This is a genomic window from Pseudoalteromonas sp. SR44-2, assembly GCF_014163745.1.
Lineage (GTDB): Bacteria > Pseudomonadota > Gammaproteobacteria > Enterobacterales > Alteromonadaceae > Pseudoalteromonas > Pseudoalteromonas distincta.
Window position 1 is genome coordinate 1 of record NZ_JACJDW010000039.1, and the last position, 25089, is coordinate 25089.

A 25089-nucleotide genomic window follows, 5' to 3' on the forward strand; every position below is an offset into this window, starting at 1 on the left:
GCCTGTTTGGCATTAATGCTACGTTATCGCCCATTTATGGGGAATAACCACACTACATAGGCTCTGCCTTGCCTAAATACCAAACAGACTGCTGCAAATTTAACCTTGAAAGATCAACAGACCCTTGAGACGCTCTGTTAAATTATTAAAACTAATAGGTATTCAAAAAGGGTTAAATATTAGAAGCTGTCTTGTGGGGTAACTTATAAAACGTATGATTAGCGTAAGCTTTACTACTATTTTTGATAAATAATAAAGTGGTTTTGGCTCATTAATAATGCCAAATTTTAGGTATAAAAAAAGGCCCGAAGGCCTTAAGAATAACAATTACCTAAAACAGAGAGTTTACCGCGCCTAGCAAGTGCCTTTTGATGCGTGGGTTCGACACGTAAAACTTGCTCATAGTAGCCACAGGCCAATAAATTATTGGTATTAGCTTCTTCAATTAGCCCTTTATGATAAAAATAGGCGGTGCTATTTAAACCAAACTTAACCGAAAGCTCTAAATAGTTTGAAGCTACAACGTAGTTACCCTGGGCATAATGTATAGAGGCCATTTGCAGGTATGGTGAAGCATGCGTACCAAAAACATCTACTCCGTATTGGGCAATGCTTTTTGCTTTAGTTAAATTACCTTGATCTATTGCTAAAGTGACTCCTAAAGTAATTGCGTTTAACGGCGGGTTAGCTTTATTAAGCAAAGTGTTTATAACCTGTTGAGACTGATTAGCACGGCCACTTTTATAAAGTACATATGCCGATATTGAAAGTATTGCCGTGTTATCGGGGTGTTCAAGCATTAACTGATTCACCTCATGCACAAGGTTCAAACAGTTACTTGCATTAATACCTTCGCACTTTAATGGTTGGGCATTTAATTGGTATTTTTTAACTATGTCACCCAGCGCGTTGTAAGGATTTACTGTTGGCTTGTAATCAATATGAGCGCAACCCGATAAAGTAAGCAGTAAAATTATATAAAGTATTTTCATAGCCCTTGCTCCTGTATATAGCTAAGTATCTGGGTGTCTATATTTGCCTGTTCCCACGAACGTAAGGTATTAATTGGCTCTCGCACCAAGTTTGGAGTTACAACAATTATAAGCTCGCGGTTGTTTTCACTTTTACTGGTTGTTTCGCTTAACTTTCCTAGCATGCTATTGCCGTTGCCATCAGGTACAAAGTCGTGGCTTGCATTGTTATCGGTGCTAATTAAGCCACCAATAATAAGAGGTTGTCCGTCTTTTAAACGCGTTGATGTTTGCATGCTGCGTGTATTAAATGCACTACTGTTTAAACTGCTGCCTGTGCTTTGTGCAATTTCAGCGGTTAACGTGGTATCGGGTAGCGAAATTACTGGGTTTAGATCAAGTGTGATTCTATCTTTGTCGTCAACCATGGCACGTACATTTAATTCAACTCCGAATGATTTAAATTCTGTACCGCTAAACACCGAACCACTACTACCTTGCTGCCCGCTTGTAATTCCTGAAGGGCTATAACTTGTAGGTACGGGCACTTCTCCACCGACCTTAAATACGGCACTTTCACCAGCTAAAACCGTAATTGTAGGGCGAGAAAGCGTTCGAGAAATACCTTCTTGTTCAAGTAATGAAAACAACATATCAATGGCAAACTGTGAGGTAGAAAGCTGTAAGTTATTAGTTAATTGACCGCCAATTAATTGCAGCGCATTTTCTATTGTTGCAGAGCCTGATTCGCGTTCAGTCATACCGTCACGACCAAACAACCCCGCTTCTTTTTCATACCCATTAGACAGCACGCTAATATCTGGGCGCCATTGCTTTAATCTACGTTGATTTACTTCATATAATTGCACCGATACACGCACTTGAGGTAAATCTTCAACTTCAATGCTCGACAAAACTTTACCGCCAGCCACTGAAAGCAACGTTGCTCTTGCAATATTAGAACTTACATTGCTTAAGTTTAACCCTGATGTAGCATCGTTTATTAACCCACCCGACTCGTTGGCAAGTACTTCAATACCTGCGCTTTTATCCTGTGTTGCGCCGCCCATTAAATTATTAGGATCAAGAGGAGAGCCCTGAGTTTGTAATGCTTGCTCTGGTTCGAATAATTTATTAATTGTATTTAATAAGCGCACTAACTCTATTTGATTTTTTACAGAGCCTGACAGTAAAAATACATCGCTATCATCATTTGATAGCTCATCAACCGAGATGCGTTTAATGGTCACTTTATCTGCGCCCATTGATTTAATTACTTCGCTAATACGTTCTTCTTTTGGCTTGGGTGCTTGAGTTACTTTTATTAAATTAATAATAGCGACTTTGCTCGAGTTTTGAGAGGTACCACCGTTTGCGTTACCCAATCCTTGCAAGCGTTGAGCGAGAGAATTAAACATTCCTTGGTTAGGGTTTGAGGTAATAACGGGTTGTGATGCTTGTGAGCTACTGGCGTATAGATAGTTTTTTGCAGCTTCATAAGCGGCATGACGATAATTTATAGTAGGTACTTCACCGCGTAATACAACAGCATGGCGATCAGGTGCTATGGTTAGTTGCACGTCAGGGTGAATATCGTTTAAGGCATTTTCCAGTACGCTATAGTCTTCGGTAACACCAAGTAAAAATGTTTCCGAGCTTTTATCGTCGTACCACACCATCATAGATGTACGGCCCAACTTTTTAGCTAAAATTAGTAGCTCGCGACCATTAACCACGTTCACATCAAGCGTTGTTTCGTGGCCAAGTGCTATACGCGAAATATCACGGGTAAACACAAAGCGAGTATGCGTCCATTTAACTAAGTGTGATACTTTTTGTACCCGCTCACCATTTGCATTTTCTATATAATCTAAATGACTTTCACTGCCTACGGCGCTAAAAGATATTAGTAATAGTATAAAAGTAAATTTTAACATAAGCCTTTCCCTCAATTTGCTTAATGTATAGGTAGCAAGTATGAGACCAAACGCTTTTATCTTTATTATCAATGCATTAAGATGTGTGAAAGTGTGTTTTATTATTTTGATTCGCAAATTGCAAATCAATAATTCATGAAGGGTTTAACCAAGAAATGAGAGTAGAGGTAGGTGGCGCAAAGCGAATAAAATAGGCTCTGCGCTAGTTTTAGTTAATGCAAAGCAGCTGTAAATGGGATGCTTTCACAGATTTTAGCTTCAGCTATAAGTAACTCTTCCAGGCGAGTATCAACTTCTTCTTTATCAAAGTATTCGTAAGCAAGCTCTACAAAAAGGTTTTTATGTTTTTCTTCTGACTTGGCAATCGCAACATAAAAGTCTTTTTCTTTACCCTCAGGAAGTGCTTGTGCAACTAAAGAAAAACGCTCGTGACCACGTGCTTCAATTACACCGCCAACCAGTAATCGGTCCATTAAAAAACCATCACGACCATGTCTAAACAGTGCACGTATTTGTTTTATGTACGGATCTTTTTTGTCGTCACCTAAGTTTACATCACGCTCTAAAAGTAACTTAAGCACTTGTTTAAAGTGTATTAATTCTTCTAATGCTAAGTCGGTCATGGCTTTTACTAATTTACGTTTGTCTGGGTAATGTGAAAGCATAGACATAGCCATACCCGATGCTTTTTTTTCTGCAGCGGCATGATCTTGTAAAAAAGTATTAAAGTCAGCAAGGACAACTTCGGTCCATTCAAATGGGGTGTGGTATTTTAATTCAAACATGTTCTGTACAACTTAAATAATAATGCGGGGATTTTAACGTATTTGTTTTAAAAAATCTTGTAAGGCAGTAATTTATCTATGCGCCCGTTAGCGGTGGATTCGACTTTTAGCGGGTGTTTAATATCGTTCCATGCGGTGACTTTACCGCCCATATTCATTTTTTCAAAATCAGCTTTGTCACTTTTTAATGCTAAAAAATCGCATAGTTTTTTGTAGCTATTGGGCTTTGCTATATCAATGGATAAAAAATCGTTGTCGCGGTTATTAAAGTACGTTTGAGCATCATTAAAATGTGTTTCATAGCAGTGAGCTAAGTAACTGTCGTCGCTAATATTATTAAGCGAAAGCTCACTAAACGTATTTAAATAACAGCGCTTTATATGAATATTAAAGCCCCCGTCGCCGCGCGTTAAATTAGTGTGCATACGCGTTAAAAGCTGTTTTATTGATACAAGCCATGCACCAAGTTCGCGCTCTAAATAAATAAACTTAGAGTGTGGGTAATGAATATCAAGCGCTTTAAAATCGTTAAATATGGGAGTGTCGGCAATCGCACTGGCATTTTCAAAACAGGCATTAGTATACGCGGTATGCGCTGTTGTAATGCCAAGCTCTAAAAATGCATGGCACACACTGGTTGTGCCTGTACGCGGTAAACCTATTATAAATATTTTGCTCATTAACTTTTCTTTAATTAACCGCGTGTTACTAGTAATACAAAGGCGCTGATAATCATGACTAAAAATGTAGTAATAGTACCTATTTGGCGGTATTTCAGGCTTTTTTCTACTATGCCTAAATTTTGAAACACACGCCCTACTAATAACGCACCACCTAATATATGGCAGTAATGGCTAGCAAGCCCTTGGTACTCTGCCAAAAAAAGCAAAATTAAAGCAAATGGCACGTATTCCATAAAATTTGCGTGGGCACGCACAGCACGTTGCAGCGTTGCATTACCGTTATCACCAAGTGATATTTGCTCCGCACGGCGCACTTTTATTACGTTAAAGCTTAAATAAATGTAAAAGAATGCGAGTAATGCAGCATAAGTTGAAATGATCACGGCGTTTTCCTGTTATTTTTATCGCATAAATATGCGCTCTATTATTGTGGGCGTGATAATAACACATAAATTTGAGCAGCATTATCAGAAGTTTAATAATTGCCTATGCTAAGCTAGAGGTATTAAGTTAGTAGAAAATACATAAGGATTTTATGTTTGTACCTCGCAAAGTAGCCGACAGTTACCGTGAAATGATTAACAGTATTGGCTTTTACCCTTCGATGCTTTCAGTGGGCTTTTTGGTATTTGCCATTATAACTATGTCGGTTGAATATTTAGCCCCTATTGAACAGCTAAAATCGTTTATATCGGTTGTACTTGTAGATAGCGCCGAAAACGCGCGTACTATTTTAAGCACTTTAGCTGGCAGTATTATTTCGCTTACTGTGTTTAGTTTTTCGATGGTAATGGTGGTTTTAAATTCAGCCAGCGCGAGTTTATCGCCCCGCGTAGTGCCTGGGCTTATTACGCGCAAATCACACCAAATGGTTTTGGGGTTTTATTTAGGCAGCATAATTTACTCTATTATTATGCTTATAAATATTAATAAGCTTGATGGTGGCAGTACGGCAATTCCTTCAATAGGTGTGTTGTTTGCACTTGTTTTTGGATTGATTTCATTAGGTTTGTTTGTATTTTTTATACACTCAATCTCACGTGCTATTCAAGTTGATAACGTGTTAAATGGCTTGTTTAGCCAAACTAAAAACGAAATTAAAACAATAATACAAAGACAACAAGAGAACCCAGTTGAGGACTTTCCAGACTTTAGCAAATGGCATTCGGTTAACAGTAAAACAGAAGGATATTATAAAGGCGTACATACCGATAAGCTGTGTGCCATTTTGGCTGAGCAAGATATAAAGGTGTATATATCTGTAAACCAGGGCTATTTTACAGTTAAAGGTTACCCGTTTTTAAAATGTAATAAAGATATAGCAAACGATGAAGAGCTGATTAATAAAATTCTCGACTGCTTTATTTTTTATATAGAAGAGTACATTAGCGATCATTACCGTTATGGATTAACGCAAATATCAGAAATTGCAGTTAAGGCAATGAGCCCAGGAATAAACGATCCCGGTACTGCAGTTAAATCAATTGATATGCTGAGTATTTTACTTATTCAACGACTTTCAATTAACGATATTAACTACTCGTTTAAGCACAGTGATAATGCGCCATTGTTGTACCTTCATGAAACAAGCTTTGATGAGTTATTACATGACAACTTTACACCGCTGCGTAATTACGCCAAAGGCGATGCATACGTAATGACAAACGTGCTTGAGGCATTCAAAAATATTTTGTTTGTAGCCCATAAAGATACCGATGCACGAAACAGTTTATTTAATTATTTAAATGCGATTGTTGATGACATCAATGAACATGTAACTAATGAATACGACAGACGCGAAGTGACTAATATGCTCAACTCTATAGCGCGTATTAGCCAAGAGCAAGGTGAGAATTTGGTGGCACGTTTTGAGCACCACCAAAAATAAAAACTTAAAACATAGTTTAATCTATGTAGTACACAGCGTAGCTTGAGGCTGTTACTTTAATCTCTCCAGCATGGTAGGCATCAGGTACATAGTTACTTGGTGCGCTATCAGCCATCATTACTTTTTCTGCACGCATGTACGGCTGCGACTGCACATTAAGTGGACTTAGTGATGCGCTGTACAATCCTTTTAAGTCAACGCCATAATCTTCACTAAACTCTTTTGCTGCGTCACGTGCGTCTTTAATTGCTAACTTTTGTGCTTTTTTATGCAGCTCGTTATAGTTACTTGCTAAAAATTGCGTTTGATTAATTTCGTTAATACCGTTGTTAACTAAGCTTTGCAGTAACTCTGGGTATTTATTTATATCGCTGAGTTTTACTGTTACCGTACGAGAAACCTTAAAGCCTTTAAATTCTTGATTACCGGTAGTGCGGTTGTATTGGCTATCACGGTTTATTGAAATTTGCCCTGCGTTTATATCTCCCTCTTTAACACCAATCTCTTTTACGAGCTTAATTGCTTTGGCGATAGTTAAGTCGGTTTTATTTTTAGCAGCAATTAAGTCTTTATCAACTTCGGTAATACCTACACTTAGCTGTACGTAATCTGGCATTGTAGTAAGAGTCGCTTCGCCCTTAACATAAATATGAGGAGCATCGGGAGTCGCTGCCGCAAGTGCATCAAAGCTAAGTACGTTTAAAGCCAGTGCACTACCTAAAACAAAAGTCAGTGTTTTCATTAAGTCGATCCTTTAATTATGTAAAAGCAAGTAAACACCGTACGTGGTTAATTAAATATGAACAAGCACAAAAAAACAGGCAATTGCCTGTTTTTTGTTAAGCGTTGTAACTAATGCTATTACGCCATTTACTTTTAATTACTTATAAACCTAATTAAACACTACAACGTTTATAGTTACGGTATTTTGGTAACCAGTAATTTTTGTCGATTGCTGCCCATAATGCATCATCCGTAATCTCAAGAGCAACGCCCTCTTCGATTGCTTTTTTAGCGATGGCAAATGCAATACGTTTACTAAGCGTTTCAATTTCAGTCAAGGCTGGTAATAAACTACCTTTACCTGTGTTTGCACGCGGCGACGACTCTGCAAGCATTTCGCTAGATACACTTAACATTGCATCTGTAATACGTGTCGCTTTAGCGGCAATAACACCTAAACCAATACCCGGGAAAATATAACTGTTGTTACATTGTGGGATTGGAAACGTCTCGCCATTGTACTCAACAGGATCAAATGGGCTACCTGTGGCAACAAGTGCTTTACCGTCAGTCCACTTAATCACATCAGCAGGATGCGCTTCTACTTGCTTAGATGGATTACTTAATGGGAAAATAATTGGCTGTTCACAACCGGCATGCATAGCGCGTATTACTTGTTCTGTAAATAAGCCAGGTTGACCAGAAACACCAATCAAAATGTCAGGCTCAGCACAGTGCATAACATCAAGAAGTGATGCGTACTCGCCGCTGTATGTCCAATCACTTAACGAGCCTTTAGGTTGTGCAAGTGCTTGTTGGAAATCGCGTAAGCCTTCCATACCCTCACTAAGCAAACCAAAACGGTCAACCATAAACACTTGGCTACGCGCTTGAGCTTCTGTAATACCTTCAAAAACCATTTGGCTAATAATTTGCTCAGCAATACCACAACCAGCAGAGCCTGCACCCACAAACACTACTTTTTGTTGGCTTAGGGTTGAATTTTTAACACGACACGCAGCAAGTAAAGAACCGACCGTTACAGCCGCCGTACCTTGAATGTCATCGTTAAAGCTACAAATTTCATTGCGGTAGCGCTTAAGTAATGGCATTGCATTTGGCTGTGCAAAATCTTCAAACTGAAGTAATACATTCGGCCAGCGACGTTTAACCGCTTTAATGAATAAATCTAAAAACTCATCGTATTCGTCTTGAGCAATTCGCTTATGGCGTGCGCCCATGTACATAGGATCGTTTAAAAGCTTTTCGTTATTAGTACCCACATCAAGCATTACAGGCAATGTGTATGCTGGGCTTATACCACCACACGCTGTGTAAAGTGACAATTTACCAATTGGAATACCCATGCCACCAATACCCTGATCGCCTAGGCCTAAAATACGCTCGCCATCGGTTACAACAATAACTTTTACTTTACCTTTGGTAGCGTTGCGTAAAATGTCGTCAATTTGGTAACGATCTTCATACGAAATAAATAAGCCACGTGCGCTGCGATAAATGTCAGAGAATTTTTCACAAGCATCGCCCACTGTCGGTGTGTAAATGATTGGCATCATTTCTTCAAGGTGGTCACGCACTAAACGGTAGTAAAGTGTTTCGTTGTTATCTTGAATCGCACGTAAGTAAATATGCTTATTAAGGTTGTCGGTAAAGCTAGAATACTGCTGATAACAACGCTCAACTTGCTCTTCTATTGTTTCAAAGCGAGGAGGAAGTAAACCAGCAAGATTGAAATTTTCGCGTTCTTTTTTACTAAAGGCGCTGCCTTTATTTAATAGCGGTGTTTCAATTAGGCCAGGGCCAGAATGATGAATATATAAGTAGTTAGGATCAGTATTAGTTGTCATATTTCCAGGCTTTAACGGAGTCTTAAGTTATGATCTGTCATTATCAGTGTTAGAGGTTTAATTGCAACGACAATTAAGCTAGTCAGACCATTGAGAGAAAATACATGCGGGCTTCACTGCCCGCATGCATATTATACATAATTTAAAATTTGATAGTGGCGTTATTATCAGTTAAATCAGATAACGCAACACCTTCACGGCGCGGATCAGCGCCACCATATAAGGTATTATTTTTAACTTCAACTGCGTGTAAGCCTGAGTTTAAATCAATAATACGTACATTGTGGCCGCGTTTAGTAAGCGCAGGCGCAATGGCTTCAATGGTTGTGCCTTTTTCAAGGCTGGTGTAATCGTTACGATTTGTTGTACGCGGTAAGTTAATGGCGTCTTGCGCTGATAAATTCCAGTCAATAACACCCACAACAACTTGTGCAACGTAATCGATGATACGGCTACCACCAGGTGAGCCTACGATTAAGCGTAAGCTACCATCTTTATTAAATACCATTACCGGTGACATAGAGCTACGCGGGCGTTTACCAGCCTCTACACGGTTTGCTACAAGCTTTCCGTTTTTACGTGGCGATAACGAAAAGTCAGTTAGTTGGTTATTTAAAATAAAGCCATTAACCATAACCGTAGAGCCAAACGCCATTTCAATTGAACTGGTCATCGAAACGGCATTACCTTTACTATCTACAATAGATACATGTGAGGTAGAAGGTAACTCGTATGAATCATCCATTGCATAACTTAAGTACCCTACAGGATTACCTGCTACGGCTTTTTGGTCTGTTTCGGTAATTAATTTAGCGCGTGAGGCAATATAATCTTTGTTTAAGAGCTCTTGTGTAGGTACTTGAGTAAAATCGGGATCGCCCATGTACATATCACGATCGGCAAATGCAATACGCGAAGCTTGGCTAAAGTAATGAATCGCCTTTTCGCCATTTGGCTTAAGTGCACTCATATCTTTATGTTCAAGCAAGCCAAGCATTTGCAGTACTGCTACGCCGCCACTACTTGGTGGTGCCATAGAACACACGTTATAAGCACGGTATTGAATACATACCGCATCGCGCTCTTTACTTTTATAATCTGCTAAATCTTGTACGCTTAATTTACCAGGGGCAATTTTAGAGTGTTGTACCGCATTAACCATTTGTTTTGCATTTTCGCCTTTGTAAAATGCATCAATGCCCTGCTTTGCAATGTCTTTGTACAAATCAGCAAGTGGTTGATTCTTTTTAACACTACCCACTTCAATTAATTTACCATTTGGGTAAAAGTATTCGTTAATAATCGGCATGCTCAACACGCCAGGGTTTAACTGTCGGGCTAATAAGCCATGTAAACGCGGCGAAACTACAAATCCTTGTTCTGCAAGTTCAATAGCCGGTTTAAAAAGCGCTTCCCACGGTAATGTACCGTATTGTTTATGTGCGCTTGCAAAGGCATGTAAAATACCGGGTACACCAACAGAGCGTCCACCTACTACGGCTTCAATCCATTTAACGGCTTTACCGTGTTTATCTAAAAACAGCGTTTCGTCTGCATTTGCAGGTGCAGTTTCGCGGCCATCAAAACTAGTCAATTTATTGTTAGCTTTGTTGTAATACATCATAAATGTACCACCGCCAATACCTGAGGATTGCGGTTCAACTAAAGTAAGCACTAGTTGAGTAGCAATCGCAGCATCGACGGCACTGCCGCCTTGGGCTAAAATTTGTTGACCGGCTTTTGAGGCATATGGATTTGCCGCAGCTACCATGTATTTATCACCTTGCACTACTTTTTTATGGATTAATCCGGTAGCAGCTTCAGGTTCGCGAGTTTCAATTTGAGTTGTTTGCTGTGCAAATGAAGGCAGTGATACTGCGCACAGCCCAATGGCAAATAATGAGTTAAGTTTAAAATGCATAAAAATACTAAAAACACTTAATTACGTAGTTGTATTTGGCATCTTAAAGTTAAACGGGCACAATATGCAAAAATTTTGACTAAAAAAATATAATAAAATGCTTAATTTACCTATTCAACCTCGTTATATATTACCGCCTATTATTTTGCTGCTTTTTAGTACCATTTTTGCTGCATTTGATTTAAATAGTTTACTTGAATTTAACCGAAGCCTAATTGATGATGGCGAACTGTGGCGAATTTTTTCTAGCCAATTTGTTCATGCTAATTGGGCTCATTTGGGATTAAATGCCAGTGGTGTTTTACTAATATGGTTACTACATGGCGAATACACATCCCCTACTCGCTACGCTTTTAATGCAATTTTGCTAGCACTGTGGTGTGGACTCGGTGTTTATTGGTTTTGCCCAAACATACATATTTACACCGGATTAAGTGCTCTACTGCATGGTGTAATTATTTGGGGGTCAGTTAAAGATATAACCGTAGGGCTTAAATCAGGTTATTTATTATTTATAGGCGTATGGATTAAAATAGCGTTTGAGCAATTTAGCGGTCCTAATGCTGATATAGGAAAGCTTATTAACTCCACTGTGGCTATTGATGCACATTTAATTGGTGTAATTGGCGGGACTCTGCTTGCCATACCACTGGTTATAGAGCTCTTTAAAAAGAAAAAATAAAGTTAGATTTTGTTCAACCCAATAAAAACGCCGCATTAGTTAACTAAACCAATGCGGCGTTTTGTTTTTATAATTAAAGCTTAAAGCGTTTCTTTAAATAATTTATGAATACGGCGGTATTCGTCTAACCAGCTTGAAGGCTGTACAAAGCCATGCGGTTCAACAGGGAATATAGCTGTTTCAAAGTTTTGTTTTTCAAGCTCTATTAAGCGCTGTACTAAACGCACTGAGTCTTGAAAAAACACGTTATCGTCAACCATTGGGGCATTAATTAATAAACGTTTGTTTAAGCCCTCAGCGTAATAAATTGGCGAGCTGCGCTCATACGCAATCGGGTCAACATCAGGATGGTTTAATATATTAGCTGTATAACCTGTATTGTAATGTGCCCAATCGGTAACAGGTCTAAGTGCCGCACCCGATTGAAACAACTCAGGCGCGGTAAACAATGCCATAAAGGTCATAAAGCCGCCGTAAGAGCCACCATAAGTGCCGACTGCTTTGGTATCAACGTTGGCATTTTGCGCCATCCATTTAACGCCATCGGCTAAATCTTGTGTTTCAGGCGTTCCCATTTGACGATAAATTGCGGTGCGCCAATCACGCCCGTAACCTTTAGATGCACGGTAATCCATATCCATTACTATGTAACCTTCATCAGCGAGCAATGAATGAAACATAAATTCACGAAAATAAACCGAAAATCCCATATGTGAGTTTTGTAAGTAACCCGCGCCGTGGTTAAAAATAACTGCTTTGCGATTTTTACCTACTTCACCTTCTACGTAATCAGCTGGGTAGTACACTTTTGCGTATATTGGTTGTTCGGTATGGCTCGATGGCACAGCAACAATTTTAGGTGCAGTTAGCTTTTTAGCTAAAAACTCATCCGAAACTGTATGAGTTAATCGCGTTGCTTTTGTATTGGCTTGTGCGTCAGCTACATAAAGCTCATTAGGCATGGTAATTGTAGAGTGCTTAAGGAGTAACTTGGTTTCATCAGGGCTTAACGTGTAGTCAGTCATACCGTTTAAGTCGGTAACTTGCTCATTTTTACCTGTTTGCGGGTTAACGCGGTAAATTTCATACAGGCCTGGGTGTTTAACATTCGCTTTATAATAAATTGCGCTGTTGTCACTTGTAAGCGTTAAGTTAGAAACTTCAAATTGGCCTTGTGTTAGCGCGGTTGCTTTGCCATTAATTGGTTTTTTATAAAGCTGGCTGTAACCCGACTCTTCTGAAAGGTAATAAAGCGTATTTGAGTTATGTAACCACCCAAAGTCGTTAAATGCATAAGCAATCCATGCATCGTCATGCAGGCGATGTTGCGACACAAGTTTGTTGTTTTTAAAATCTACAGTAGCAAGCCAGCGGTCTTTGTTATCCCACGCTTCAAGCATGATAGCTACTTGCGAGCCGTCATCGTTCCATACTATTGGGCTTTGCTCAAAACCCCAGTCCATAATAAGGTTAATGCCACGAGGCGCCTTTTTAGACTTATATGTTTTACCATCACGTGTATAATTTTCTTTTTTAACTGCGGCTAAAACATCTTCGTCAAAGCCCGGTAAAGTATTAAAGCTAAGTGATGTTTGCTCTTTGTTAGTTAAATTGATGTAGACAAGCTTTGAGGTTTCTTCTTTAGCGTCAGCTACACGGCGGCGTGCTTTTTTAGGCTCAATGGTTGCATCATTAGTGATGTAATTTGGCATAATATCGTCATCACCGCGCCAATCTGTTTGCTTTTGTACAACGACTAATAACACATCACCATTTGGCGAAAGCTGTGCTTCTGCAACTTTATTACCGTCACCTAAGTAGTAAGCCGTGCTAGCAATTGAATCGTTTTGTTCATTAATTTGCTCACTGCGTGCTTGCTTATCTTTTTTATTTTTTTGTTGAAGCGCCACAAACTTAATCAATTTATGCTGCTCTTTAGCAATATACGTGCTTGGCTCTTCAATCCCTTTTGGCTCATCAGTAAGTTTTAAGTTAGCAAACTCGCTCGTTAAGCCTGTTTTTAAATCAACTTTAAAAAACACATTGCCTTGGCGGTAAACTAAATCGCCATTATTTAAAAATTGTGGTTTAGACTCGTTTGCTGATGTAGCTGTAATTTGCTTAAGTTCACCGGTTTTTAGGTTTTTAACAAACACATTGCCTTTAAATGTGTAAGCCGCCATTGTTTTATTTTTAGAATAAACGGCTTTATTAGAACCCACAGTATGAAGTTTATTAAGAGCTACTTGCTCTGCTGTTTGGCTAGTAACAGATTGGCTAAATAAATTGCGTAGTGTATTACCTTGCTCTTTTTGAGCATAAATAATAGTGGCCGAATCGCTAGCCCAGTAAGCGTTCTCTGGCTGATTGCCCATCCAATCAGGGTCGGCCATTGCTTGTTCTAGCGTTATTTTTTGTGAGCCGATATCAGCTGGCGTGTTCACAACCGCAGCAACCTTACTTGCTGGTAAAGCACTTTGCTGTGTTGAAGAGGTGTTAGCGGTAGCGCTACAGCCTACAAGCATAACACTTGAGGCAACAGCTAAGGCCACTAACGTTTTAGATGAAGAAAAATTAAAAATCATAGTGCTTCTATACGGTTATTATAATTAGGCCGTATTTAAGCAGAAGCACTCAAGTTATTGCAATTATTTAAGACAAATAGCCATTAAACAGGGTAAAGCTCAGTTACTAATTGTAATAGACGTTATTCAATTACTAAATCAAGCCACACCATGCGGTGATCGCTCGATGCGTTTCTATCTTTAATTAAACGATATTCATTACTGGTTTTAGTTGGCCAAAACACCCCACCGTCCTTAATTTTTAAACCATAGTTTGATGGTAAAACGTAATCAACACGGGCTTGCCAATTAGCACTGTAATTTTGTGCATATGGCACATCATACTGCTCTTTAGCACCTTCGCTTTTTGGAACAAAGCTTGCGTTGATAAGTGGGTTTTTAAGTAATTGGTCGGTGGTATTTGTACGGGCTTTGTCCCCCTCAGGGGCTGCATTTAAATCGCCTAAAATAACAAAACGAGAGTGAGTTTTTAAACCGCCCTTTTCGCCTTTATCGTCATAAATATACTTAGCATTTGAAACGTAATCGGCAATTAACCTTACTTCATCGTGATTACGCTTGCCGTTTCTATCCTCTTCACCGTCAAATACAGGCGGTGTTGGGTGAGATGCAATAATATGAATTGTTTTATCATTTACGCTAATAGGTAAATCCCAAAACGATTTAGAACTGAGTCTAAGTGCTTGCCATTCTTGTGCGTTATACCAGTTTTCACCTGTTTTAGGCATTACAGGCATTTGTGCATTTGGCATGTCTTTATATTTAAAGGTTTGAAGGGTTCTTACTTTATCAAAATTAATTGGGTATTTTGACAAAATAGCCATACCATAATGCCCTTCAAAAAAGCCAAAGCCTTGTGCATCGCCCATCACGCCATTTTTTTTGCCATCGTTATCTAAATCAAACTCGGTAGCTAGGCCTGTATTTACTGGTGCAATATAAGAGTAAGGGTAGTTAATAGCGGCTTGTTTTTGCTGACCTACATTTAAATAATGCTGATTAAAGTATTCAATGCCTTGCTCTTTTGGGATGTAATCAGATTCGTTAAGTAAAATAATATCAGGGCGAACACGCTGAATAATTTCCGCTATGTTCTTAATTTGCTGGTGGTTAGCTTTAAGTGCATTAACTAAAGCATCACTTTTAACTTGCTCACCTTTAGGCGTGTGATTAGTTGCATCCATACTTACATTAAAAGTTGCAACACGAAGAGATTCCGATGCAAATGTATTTAAGCTAAATAATGCAGTAATGGCTAGCACGCCAGATATTGTTTTTAGTTTCATTGTTTTACTTCACAAATTTAAAATTAGACTTTAACAGTATTACATATTCAAAGCCCATTTTTATGACAAAAAAATACCGGCTTAAGCCGGTATTTATATAAAGGTATGATAGCTATTCACTGAGCACTAAATTGGCAGCTGCTTTTAAAATACCAGGATAATCTTGCTCTGGTAAGTACTCTGTAAGTTCACCAAGTTTGTCTGCAAGCTCACTCATATTAACAGCTGATACATTAATATGGCCCATTTTACGACCTGGTTTTGCAGTTTTACCGTACCAATGGCTCGTTACATCAACTGTTTTTAATACTTCACTTGGAATACTTGGTTGGCCTAATACGTTTATCATCGCGGTAATGTGTTTAAGCTCTGTATTACCAAGCGGTAAGCCTGCAACAGCACGCATGTGGTTTTCAAACTGCGAGCAATGGCAACCTTGTTGCGTCCAGTGGCCAGAGTTATGTACGCGCGGTGCAATTTCGTTAACGAGTAACGTGCCTCTTACATCAAAAAACTCAATTGCTAATACGCCAACGTAGTTAAGCTCGTTTGCTATTTTTGTAAATGCATCGTTTGCTTGCGCTTCAACACTTTGATTATTTTTACCGGCAATAGAAAGCGTTAATACACCATTTGTGTGCTCGTTTTCTGTTAGCGGATAAATAGCAACATTACCGTGTTTATCGCGCGCACCAATAATAGATACTTCACGATCAAACGGAATCATTTTTTCAGCAATAATCGTATGTGGCGAAAGCTCGGTGCCCGACGCAATAAAATCAGCCATTTGTGACCAAATCTCGTCTATTTGATCATCGGATTTTAAACGCCATTGGCCTTTTCCGTCGTAACCCGCTTGGCATGTTTTAATTACAAGTGGTTTACCTAGAGTTTTAACGGCAAGTTCTAAATGCGCTTTTTCCGTTATTAATTGGTACGGCGCACAAGTTACGTTTGTTTTATCAAGCAATGCCTTTTCAAGCGAGCGATCGCCACCTGTTTTAATAGCGGCTTTTCCTGGGTAAAACTTATTACTGTTACAGCAAAGGGTTAAAACATCATCAGGAATGTGCTCAAACTCGGCAGTAATGGCATCAGCGTTTGATATTGCTTGCTCAAGCGACGTGTTATAAATGTCACCGGTTAGCGGGTGCATAATTTGTTTACTGCCTACATCGTACGAAACAACGTTTAAATTAAGCGGCGCTCCTGCAAGGCTCATCATACGTGCAAGTTGCCCTGCACCTAATATTAAAATATTCATTATTACTCTGCAGGGTTTGGATTAGCTAATATAGTGTCGGTTTGAGCTTTACGAAACGCTTCAATTTTTGCAAAAATTTCTGGATTTTGACATCCTAAAATTTGTGCAGCTAATAAACCCGCGTTTGCTGCGCCCGGCTCACCAATTGCAAGCGTACCTACTGCAACGCCTTTAGGCATTTGGCAAATAGATAAAAGTGAATCAACACCATTTAATGCTTTTGATTTTACAGGTACGCCAAGTACAGGAAGCGACGTAAAAGCAGCCGCCATACCAGGTAAATGCGCTGCGCCGCCAGCACCAGCAATAATAACTTTAATACCACGTTCTGCGGCTGAACTTGCGTAATCAGCAAGTAATTGAGGAGTGCGGTGTGCAGACACGACTTTAGTTTCGTACTTAATGCCAAAATGCTCTAGCATAAGTGCTGCATGTTCCATGGTTGGCCAATCTGATTTTGAACCCATAATAATGCCAACAGTCATAAATACTCCTCAGTAATGTATTTTAAAAATAGCGGACTTATGTCCGGTTTTAGGCGGGTATTATACCCAAACCAAGTTTAATTGCGACTCACAAAAACAAAAAAAGCCATGTTTAAACATGGCTTTTTAGAGTTAACGGGTAAATAGCTAATTAAGCTTCTTTACTCGCTAGGTATTCTGCGTAGTTGCCTCTAAAGTCGATAACTTTACCGTCTTTAATTTCCCAAATGCGGGTTGCAACCGATGATACAAACTGACGGTCGTGAGATACAAACATCAATGTACCCTCGTAAGCTTCAAGGGCTAAGTTAAGCGCCTCGATAGATTCCATATCCATGTGGTTAGTTGGCTCATCCATTAACAATATGTTTGGTTTATGCATCATAATTTTACCAAACAACATGCGGCCTTGCTCACCACCTGAAATTACTTTAACTGATTTTTTAATATCGTTTTGAGAGAATAACATACGGCCTAAGAAGCTACGAACCACTTGCTCGTCGTCGCCTTCTTGTTGCCATTGCTCCATCCACTGAAACAAGTTCATGTCGGTGGCAAACTCATCAGCGTGATCTTGCGCGTAGTAACCAATGTTCGCGTTTTCTGAGAACTTAAACTCACCAGCTTTAGGTGCTAAGCGCCCTGCTAATGTATTGAGTAATGTTGTTTTACCAACACCATTTTCACCAATAATAGCAATACGTTCGCCAACTTCTACTAAACCTTCAAGTCCAGAAAACAACGTATTGTCGTCAAAACCTTGTGTTAGGTTGGTCATTTCAAGAGCGTTTCTGAATAACTGTTTTTCTTGGTCGAAACGGATAAACGGCGTTTGGCGTGAAGACGCTTTTACTTCGTCTAATTGGATTTTGTCGATACGTTTAGCACGCGATGTTGCTTGCTTAGCTTTAGAGGCGTTAGCAGAAAAACGAGAAACAAACTGTTGAAGTTCAGCAATTTGGTTTTTCTTTTTAGCGTTTTCGTTAAGTAATTGCTCACGTGCTTGCGTTGCTGCAAACATGTATTCGTCATAATTACCTGGGTAAATACGAAGCTCGCCGTAGTCAATGTCGGCCATGTGTGTACACACAGAGTTTAAAAAGTGACGGTCATGCGAGATGATTATCATGGTACAGTCGCGCTGATTTAACACGTCTTCTAACCACTTGATGGTGTAAATATCCAAGTTATTAGTAGGCTCATCAAGTAGCATAATGTCTGGGTCTGAAAACAACACCTGTGCAAGTAGCACGCGCAGCTTAAAACCCGGTGCAATTTCTGACATTGGGCCAAAGTGTTGGTCAGTGCCAATACCTACACCTAATAAAAGCTCACCTGCTTTAGATTCCGCAGAGTAACCATCCATTTCAGCAAATTCAGTTTCAAGATCGGCTACTTTCATACCGTCCTCTTCACTCATTTCAGGTAAAGAGTAAATACGGTCTCGTTCTTGTTTGATTTCCCACAGCTCTTTGTGGCCCATAATCACGGTATCGATTACTGAGAATTCTTCGTAGGCAAACTGATCTTGATTAAGTTTAGCAACGCGTTCGTTAGGATCAGTACTTACATTACCTGAAGACGCTTCAAGCTCACCACTTAAAATTTTCATAAATGTTGATTTACCACAACCATTTGCACCGATTAAACCGTAACGGTTACCATCGCCAAATTTTGCTGAGATATTTTCAAATAATGGTTTAGCACCAAATTGCATGGTGACATTAGCTGTACTAATAATAGCGCTACCCTCCAAAGGAGTAATGATGTATTTAAATTGCGCGCAGTTTAAACCAAAATGGCCTGTTTTTCTATGAAAGTTTAAAAGCAAACCACTGCGTTTTAGCCATTTATTATGGCTATGTAGTTAGTAGTAAAATAACGGATTAGATTTAATGGTTTCGTTAATTTTTATTCAACTTATTCTAATTAAAATCCATAAAGTATGTTTTACAAACAGGCATAAGAGATTGGAAATTACGATACAAATTAGAGTGAAAACACTTTTAACGTGTTTGTGTGTCTACTTAACTCATTTTTGTTCATCCTATAATAATAAAAAGTTATATTTATGAAAATAAAGTACTTTTAGAGCTTTTACACTAGTTACTACTTTTTAACCAAGATGAAATTAATTCAAATTACAATTTTTACACATCGCTAATTCCTCATCCTATTTACCTATCAAATCATTAAAAACATAAACTTTTGCAACACATGAAAAACAAAATTAACCTTTAGTGAATATCCGTTAAGTTTAACGATTAATTTTATTGAGTATTTTTCACTTTTGAGCCGTTTATTGCTTTGTTAGTCTTCGAATCTGAATTTTTACCTACGTAAAAAATTGACCAATTTACACAGGGCAACACACAAGATGAGCAAAAAATTAGCGACGCTTATTAGCGCAAGTATTGTATTCGCACCCGCTGTTTTGGCAGTAGAATTATACAAAGATGACAAAAATACTGTTGAAGTTGGTGGATATCTTGATGTGCGTGTAATTAATACACAAAACGAAACCGAAGTTGTTAACGGTACCTCGCGCATTAACTTTGGATTTACCCGAAAGCTTAAGAAAGACTGGACCGCAATCGCACTCGTAGAATGGGGTGTAAACCCTGTTGGCAGCAGCGATATTATTTATAACAACCGTTTTGAGTCTATCCAGGATGAGTTTTTATACAACCGTTTAGGTTACGCAGGGCTTTCGCACGAAAAATATGGCCAACTTACCATTGGTAAACAATGGGGTGCATGGTACGACGTAGTTTACGGCACAAATAATAGCTTTGTATGGGATGGTAATGCGGCTGGTGTTTACACCTATAACAAAGACGATGGCGCTGTTAATGGCACTGGCCGTGGAGATAAATTAGTGCAGTATCGCAATAGCTATAACGATTTTAGTTTTGCAGTACAAGCGCAGCTTAAAAACAGCGAATTTTATACCTGTGACGTCACCGACATTTCAGAAGAAGAATGTGAAGCACTTTGGAACTCTGGCGATAGTGCAGCCCAAGAAGTTGAATTTAATTACACATTTGGTGCGTCTGTAACTTATACCCCAACTGACATGCTAACACTTACAGCAGGTGTTAACCGTGGTGAGTTTGATTTAACGTTTGGCGATGGTTCTACTCGTAATGTTGAAGATTTAATTTATGGTGCAGGTATTATGTGGGGCAACATAGATGAGCCCGGCCTATACGTTGCAGCCAACGTAAATAAAAACAAAAACCACGACACAGATAACATTGGTCGCTTAATTAAAGACGCAATCGGTGTAGAAACATTTGCATCTTACCGCTTTGATAACGATTTTCGCCCTTTTATTGCCTACAACGTGTTTGATGCCGGTGATGATTACGTAATTCAGCCAAACTTTAACGCCGACCCAGACGATATATTTAAGCGTCAGTTTGCTGTTATTGGCCTTCACTACTTAATTGACGAAGACACTATTGCCTACGTAGAAGCGCGTAAAGACTTTAGCGACTTTGAAAGCGATAACGACGATCAACAAGCACAAATGGAACAGTCGGAAGATGACGGTATAGCATTTGGTTTTAGGTATAAGTTTTAAATATAAGTTTATAAAACGACTACAACTTCCCTAAGCACAACCCTTTTAGCCCTTTTAACTTTTTTAACTGGGCTTTTTTTTATTCCGCAATACTTTTTACAATACTCAATTTTGCATTTAAGGATATTTAAAAAAGGCATTAACAGCCGCATTGGTATCTGCTTTTTTAATTTGTAATAGCACCATTCACGATGCCCCTATTTTTAACGTTTACCGTTTTGCTGCTCATTACAATGAGCGGGGAAAACTTTAATTAATCACTCATAGTCCACACTCGGCATTTATATTTTTAGTGGATGTAGTTATCGCAGGCTTTATTATTTTGATTATCTCTCTGATTATTTTTTTCTAATTTGACTCTATTGCTAAGTTTAGCATTATAATAATATTTAGTATGATGTGTTCTTTTGCTGTAAAGCCACCAGCCAACTTATATTAACTGCATTAAGAGTATAAAAATATGCTGAAACTATATTGAACTTGCAAAGTACTTACACTGCTTATTGCTGATCACAAAGGCGAAAGGCTGATTAAAAGCAGTAACAAATAGATGTGTATATGCTCATGGGTACTGACGGTATTCTAATTCAATATTTGTGAACTGTATATAAAAACAGTATATGTAATTACTGTGCAAAAATAATTTAAACCTACCTTTCTTTGTAACTCGTTAATAATATTGAAGTAGATAAAGTGTTATAAAGCTGATTCGTTATCATAAATAGATAAAACAACTGCAACTGTATATATACACAGTGCCGTTTAAACCAATCTATCTTACTTTTTAATAAACGTACTATAACCAGCTAATGCCTTAGCCACACTAATTGATGGATTATCTGAATGCTCAGCACCTTTGTTTATTGCACTTTGCCACACGAGGTTATTGTTAGGATTGGTTGTTAAAGCGGCCTCTAAATTACTAAACGCTTTTAACATTAGCGGATGCTCTGCCCCGCCCACCGAAAGATATAAATATGTAGACGACTTCACTTTGTTATCTTGGGCACTTAAAAACGCTTCTACATTATTAACTACGGTCATATCGTCATACCAAGCCGCTGGGCTAAAAGCAAAATAGCCATTAAACAGTTCAGGTTTTGTATGCAGTGTATAAAGCACAAAGCTACCACCTGCCGAAAAACCACTTAATACACGGTTATTACTAAGCTTATATTTTGCAGATAAATAAGGGAGTAACTCAGTTTCAATAAACGCTAAAAACTTGTCGGCTTCACCATTTGGTTCAATAAGTGTTTCATGCTCTGGACGCGCTTGTGTATTTACATCTTGGCGGGCATAAGGAGGTACTAAATCGCGATTACGTGTATCTGTAAAAAACAAATTAGGAATAGACACCAATATAGCCTTATCCCCTTTTTCGCTCTTAGCTTGTTTTGTAAGTGCTTTATCCCATGTATCTAAATTAAAGTTACCATCGGTTTTAATAATTAACGGATACGCTTTTTTAGGATTATAATTAGCGGGCAATCTTATAAACACTTTGCGCGACTCATTAAGCACGCTTGAGTTAATTGTTACATCTGTATAGGCCGATACATAATGGTTGTAATAGCGTATAGCTAAAATACCAATAGCAAAAATGACTACGGCTAAACTTAAATTAATAATATAGTGTTTTGTTATTTTTATTGCCATACGGCATTCCTTTCAATGTTTAGGAGTTATCTAACCAAGCTTAACCCATTGTTTTATTTCCAGCGCGGTCATAATAAGCTCAACCGAAAACGCGGCTAAAATCATGCCCATCACTCGCGTTAAAATAGACGCGCCGCCAGTACCAATTAGCTTAATAATTTTACCCGAAAGCAGCAACAGTATTAATGTAATACCCAACACACCAATAGTAACAAGCGCTGTGCCTATTTGAGTAGTAATTGGGTGTATATGGTTATCGGTAAGTAGTATTACCGCCAAAATAGCGCCAGGAGTCGCCGTTGCCGGTATAGCAAGCGGAAACACGGCTATATCGTGATCGGGGTCTTGTTTGGCTTTGTTAGAATCGTTTCCAAAAATCATTTGCAGGCCAAACAAAAACAATATAATTCCGCCCCCTAACTGAAACGACACCAACCTAATTCCCATCGCATTAAGTATTAGTTGCCCTATTAAAATAGAACCCAATAATACGCCCCCGGCATAAAGCACCGTTTTAAATGCAGTTTTACGGCGTTGTTGATCAGTTAAATGAGAAGTAAGCGCAGCAAACAGCGCCATAGTGCCTATTGGGTCAATGGTCGCCCAAATTACAAGCGCATCTTGAGAGAGTTTTTCTAGCATATAAAATCCTTGTTAAGCGTAAATGTTTAATAAAACACGGGTAACAAATTCATTTGCTTACGCTTAACTATAATAGAAAGCCGCTATTTTTTGTATTTTATTTACTGAGCTTTAAGGATTGAGGATTGAAAAAAGGTAAGCACTTATAATTGCCGTCTTGAGTTAAAGTGATTTATGCCAAATAGAATTTTCTCTTAAACTAAAGCCCAGTTTCATAAGTAAATTATGGGAACGTGCATTATGTGCACTCACCTCAGCAGACAAATGTTTAAGCGGAATATGCTTAACTAGAGTTTCAATAAAACCGGTCACCACTTCAAACATTACGCCCTTATCCCAAAAGTCAGGATGCAGCTCAAATCCTATAAACGCACTACTTTTACACGGGGTTAAATTATAAAGCCCACAAGTACCCATTAACTTTCCAGATATATTATGTTCAATTGCGACTCTAATCACTTCGCCTTCGTAGTATGCACTAATATCATCTTGTATTAATTGTTTGATTTGCGTTTTGCTGAGCGGTGTTTCGTAGTCGTTAAATTCTGACACGTACGGGTGGTTTAAAATATTAAATAAACACGCTGCGTGTTTGTGGGTAACTAAACGCAGCGTAACGCGCTCAAGCTTTGTGGTGTTAAACATTTTATTTAAGTGGTTAGTTAAATTAGCTCTTTATGGGCACGCATTATTAACTTACCATACCCTATTAACAAGCATTATCTTTAAAGCAAAAAGAGTAAGAGAACGTAATGAGTGACGATTTTAAAGTAATACAACCCACTACCACAGTATATTGCCCAAAGCGCGGCGAAGGCTGGACCTTAACAGGCATTACTAATATTAACGAGTTTACCTCAGTAATGTTTGACGGCACACGCTATACGCTTCCAGCACGCGAAATAGTAGAAGAACTTCTACCTAACCAATTAGCGCGTGAGCAAAATAGCTAACCAAACACATACACAGTAAAAAGGCTGCAATATTGCAGCCTACTATCTAATCAACGAGTTAAAATGTATCGTCTTCGCTGTAAACATTAACGTTTAGCTCGTCATCATTTTCAAATACCACAAACGAAATAGGCTTACAGCATACTTGGCAGTCTTCTATGTATTGCTCATCAATATCTGCTGCATCAAGTAATACTTCTATACTTTCTCCACAATAAGGGCAGCTTATTGATGTTTCTGTTAACTGGTTCATTTATCACCTGCTAATTTATATCACGAATGTTGTCACTTTAATGAACACGTAAGCATAATTCAACACCCCATTAAATAACGCATACTTGGCTAACCCAATTAAACCGTGCTACTAACTTAAATAGTGATCTTGTTACTAGCCTTATCCCTATAAAACTTGTCAAAGTACAATATTTTTCACCATAGATAAGTTGGCCAGCCCCCTACAATGAAATTGTATTAGCACTTAGCGGGTCTAACTTTATAAGTATTTATAAACTCACAGTACAGATGGATAATTTTATGAAAAAATCACTTACGCTTGCATTAACATCTGCCGTTATTTTGTTTAGTACATTTTCCCATGCAGCTAAAACCGAAAAAGCCGTTCTAGCTGGAGGTTGTTTTTGGTGTATGGAAAGTGACTTTGAAAAGCTAGAAGGCGTAACCGATGTAATATCAGGCTTTACTGGCGGTAAACTTAAAAACCCGACATACAATGGTAATCATAAAGGCCATTACGAGGCGGTAGAAATTACTTACGATCCGGCCATAGTAAGCTATCAGGGCATACTTGATCATTACTGGGTTAATATTGATCCTTTTGATGCAAGAGGCCAATTTTGTGATAAAGGCCCTAGTTACTTAAGCGCTATATTTGTACAAAACGACGAACAACGTAAATTAGCCGAAAAAACAAAAGCTGCAGTAGTTGCCGAGTTTCCTAACCAAACTGTGGTTACACCTATACTAAACGCAAGCACCTTTTACCCTATAAAAGGGAGGGAAAGCTTTCATCAAGATTATTACAAAAACAATCCAATCCGATACAACACCTATCGTTGGCGTTGTGGTCGCGACAGCCGCCTAGAAGAAATTTGGGGCGACAGAACAACCCATTAATCGCGTTTAATCAGGTAATCCACTGTAAAATATTAAA

The 25089-nt window shown here is 38.6% G+C and carries 22 protein-coding genes; 5 read left to right on the forward strand and 17 right to left on the reverse strand.

All coding sequences use genetic code 11. The annotated features are described in order from the left end of the window. Nucleotides 1-314: 314 nt before the first annotated feature. The 5 genes from H5115_RS17630 to H5115_RS17650 form a co-directional block, all read right to left on the reverse strand. Nucleotides 315-992 carry a lipopolysaccharide assembly protein LapB gene (locus tag H5115_RS17630; protein WP_182756563.1) on the reverse strand — a complete coding sequence of 226 codons (678 nt, stop codon included), beginning with the start codon at nt 990-992 and terminating at the stop codon, nt 315-317. Further along, nucleotides 989-2908: a pilus assembly protein N-terminal domain-containing protein gene (locus tag H5115_RS17635; protein ID WP_182756565.1), complete on the reverse strand. Its 1920-nt coding sequence runs from the start codon at nt 2906-2908 to the stop codon at nt 989-991. The genes H5115_RS17630 and H5115_RS17635 overlap by 4 nt, the downstream gene beginning before the upstream one ends. Nucleotides 2909-3120: 212 nt before the next feature. After that, nucleotides 3121-3693, reverse strand: coding sequence for a tRNA-(ms[2]io[6]A)-hydroxylase (locus H5115_RS17640; protein WP_002962521.1), 573 nt, complete (start codon nt 3691-3693; stop codon nt 3121-3123). A 47-nt stretch (nt 3694-3740) separates the two neighbouring features. Continuing rightward, complete coding sequence (locus H5115_RS17645) at nt 3741-4373, reverse strand: sulfotransferase (protein ID WP_182756567.1); 633 nt, start codon at nt 4371-4373, stop codon at nt 3741-3743. 14 nt (nt 4374-4387) lie between these two features. After that, a complete protein-coding gene (locus tag H5115_RS17650; RefSeq protein ID WP_002962524.1) occupies nt 4388-4759 on the reverse strand; it encodes an MAPEG family protein in 372 nt (123 codons plus the stop codon). A gap of 152 nt (nt 4760-4911) precedes the next feature. Here H5115_RS17650 and H5115_RS17655 point away from each other — a divergent pair, with 152 nt between their 5' ends. Next, nucleotides 4912-6264: a DUF2254 domain-containing protein gene (locus H5115_RS17655; protein WP_182756568.1), complete on the forward strand. Its 1353-nt coding sequence runs from the start codon at nt 4912-4914 to the stop codon at nt 6262-6264. 16 nt (nt 6265-6280) lie between these two features. Here H5115_RS17655 and H5115_RS17660 read toward each other — a convergent pair whose 3' ends face one another. The 3 genes from H5115_RS17660 to ggt form a co-directional block, all read right to left on the reverse strand. Beyond that, nucleotides 6281-7006, reverse strand: a complete 726-nt coding sequence (locus tag H5115_RS17660) for an SIMPL domain-containing protein (protein ID WP_182756570.1) — start codon at nt 7004-7006, stop codon at nt 6281-6283. A gap of 154 nt (nt 7007-7160) precedes the next feature. Continuing rightward, complete coding sequence (locus H5115_RS17665; RefSeq protein ID WP_182756572.1) at nt 7161-8855, reverse strand: NAD-dependent malic enzyme; 1695 nt, start codon at nt 8853-8855, stop codon at nt 7161-7163. Between the two features lie 142 nt (nt 8856-8997). Further along, the gene (gene ggt / locus H5115_RS17670; RefSeq protein ID WP_182674278.1) at nt 8998-10776 is read right to left on the reverse strand and encodes a gamma-glutamyltransferase; all 1779 of its coding nucleotides are present in this window, start codon (nt 10774-10776) and stop codon (nt 8998-9000) included. Between the two features lie 97 nt (nt 10777-10873). Between ggt and rrtA the strand changes: the two genes are divergently transcribed. Continuing rightward, the gene (gene rrtA, locus H5115_RS17675) at nt 10874-11458 is read left to right on the forward strand and encodes a rhombosortase (RefSeq protein ID WP_182756574.1); all 585 of its coding nucleotides are present in this window, start codon (nt 10874-10876) and stop codon (nt 11456-11458) included. An 80-nt stretch (nt 11459-11538) separates the two neighbouring features. On the opposite strand, the gene H5115_RS17680 is transcribed toward rrtA, so the two are convergent. The 5 genes from H5115_RS17680 to H5115_RS17700 all read right to left on the reverse strand — a co-directional run bounded on the left by H5115_RS17680 (nt 11539) and on the right by H5115_RS17700 (nt 18819). Beyond that, nucleotides 11539-14043 (reverse strand): prolyl oligopeptidase family serine peptidase, encoded by a 2505-nt coding sequence (locus H5115_RS17680; RefSeq protein ID WP_182756576.1) that lies wholly within the window; start codon nt 14041-14043, stop codon nt 11539-11541. Between the two features lie 122 nt (nt 14044-14165). Beyond that, complete coding sequence (locus H5115_RS17685) at nt 14166-15329, reverse strand: endonuclease/exonuclease/phosphatase family protein (protein WP_182756578.1); 1164 nt, start codon at nt 15327-15329, stop codon at nt 14166-14168. Between the two features lie 112 nt (nt 15330-15441). Then, a complete protein-coding gene (locus H5115_RS17690) occupies nt 15442-16593 on the reverse strand; it encodes a 5-(carboxyamino)imidazole ribonucleotide synthase (RefSeq protein ID WP_182756580.1) in 1152 nt (383 codons plus the stop codon). Nucleotides 16594-16595: 2 nt separating this feature from the next. Next, nucleotides 16596-17078: a 5-(carboxyamino)imidazole ribonucleotide mutase gene (gene purE / locus H5115_RS17695; RefSeq protein WP_002962540.1), complete on the reverse strand. Its 483-nt coding sequence runs from the start codon at nt 17076-17078 to the stop codon at nt 16596-16598. Nucleotides 17079-17229: 151 nt separating this feature from the next. Beyond that, the gene (locus H5115_RS17700; protein ID WP_182756597.1) at nt 17230-18819 is read right to left on the reverse strand and encodes an ABC-F family ATPase; all 1590 of its coding nucleotides are present in this window, start codon (nt 18817-18819) and stop codon (nt 17230-17232) included. A 636-nt stretch (nt 18820-19455) separates the two neighbouring features. Between H5115_RS17700 and H5115_RS17705 the strand changes: the two genes are divergently transcribed. Beyond that, entirely contained in the window at nt 19456-20664 is a 1209-nt protein-coding gene (locus tag H5115_RS17705) for a porin (RefSeq protein ID WP_182756583.1), read from the forward strand. 777 nt (nt 20665-21441) lie between these two features. Here the strand turns inward: H5115_RS17705 and H5115_RS17710 are convergent. The 3 genes from H5115_RS17710 to H5115_RS17720 all read right to left on the reverse strand — a co-directional run bounded on the left by H5115_RS17710 (nt 21442) and on the right by H5115_RS17720 (nt 23610). Beyond that, a complete protein-coding gene (locus tag H5115_RS17710) occupies nt 21442-22323 on the reverse strand; it encodes an alpha/beta hydrolase (protein WP_182756585.1) in 882 nt (293 codons plus the stop codon). A 30-nt stretch (nt 22324-22353) separates the two neighbouring features. Beyond that, nucleotides 22354-22965 (reverse strand): MarC family protein, encoded by a 612-nt coding sequence (locus H5115_RS17715; protein ID WP_182756586.1) that lies wholly within the window; start codon nt 22963-22965, stop codon nt 22354-22356. A 162-nt stretch (nt 22966-23127) separates the two neighbouring features. Beyond that, entirely contained in the window at nt 23128-23610 is a 483-nt protein-coding gene (locus H5115_RS17720) for a GNAT family N-acetyltransferase (RefSeq protein WP_182756588.1), read from the reverse strand. Between the two features lie 107 nt (nt 23611-23717). Here H5115_RS17720 and H5115_RS17725 point away from each other — a divergent pair, with 107 nt between their 5' ends. Continuing rightward, nucleotides 23718-23918, forward strand: coding sequence for a hypothetical protein (locus tag H5115_RS17725; protein WP_002962626.1), 201 nt, complete (start codon nt 23718-23720; stop codon nt 23916-23918). Nucleotides 23919-23976: 58 nt separating this feature from the next. Here H5115_RS17725 and H5115_RS17730 read toward each other — a convergent pair whose 3' ends face one another. After that, complete coding sequence (locus H5115_RS17730) at nt 23977-24171, reverse strand: CPXCG motif-containing cysteine-rich protein (protein WP_007377176.1); 195 nt, start codon at nt 24169-24171, stop codon at nt 23977-23979. Nucleotides 24172-24452: 281 nt separating this feature from the next. Here H5115_RS17730 and msrA point away from each other — a divergent pair, with 281 nt between their 5' ends. After that, nucleotides 24453-25052, forward strand: coding sequence for a peptide-methionine (S)-S-oxide reductase MsrA (gene msrA / locus H5115_RS17735; protein WP_182756590.1), 600 nt, complete (start codon nt 24453-24455; stop codon nt 25050-25052). Nucleotides 25053-25089: the final 37 nt, after the last annotated feature.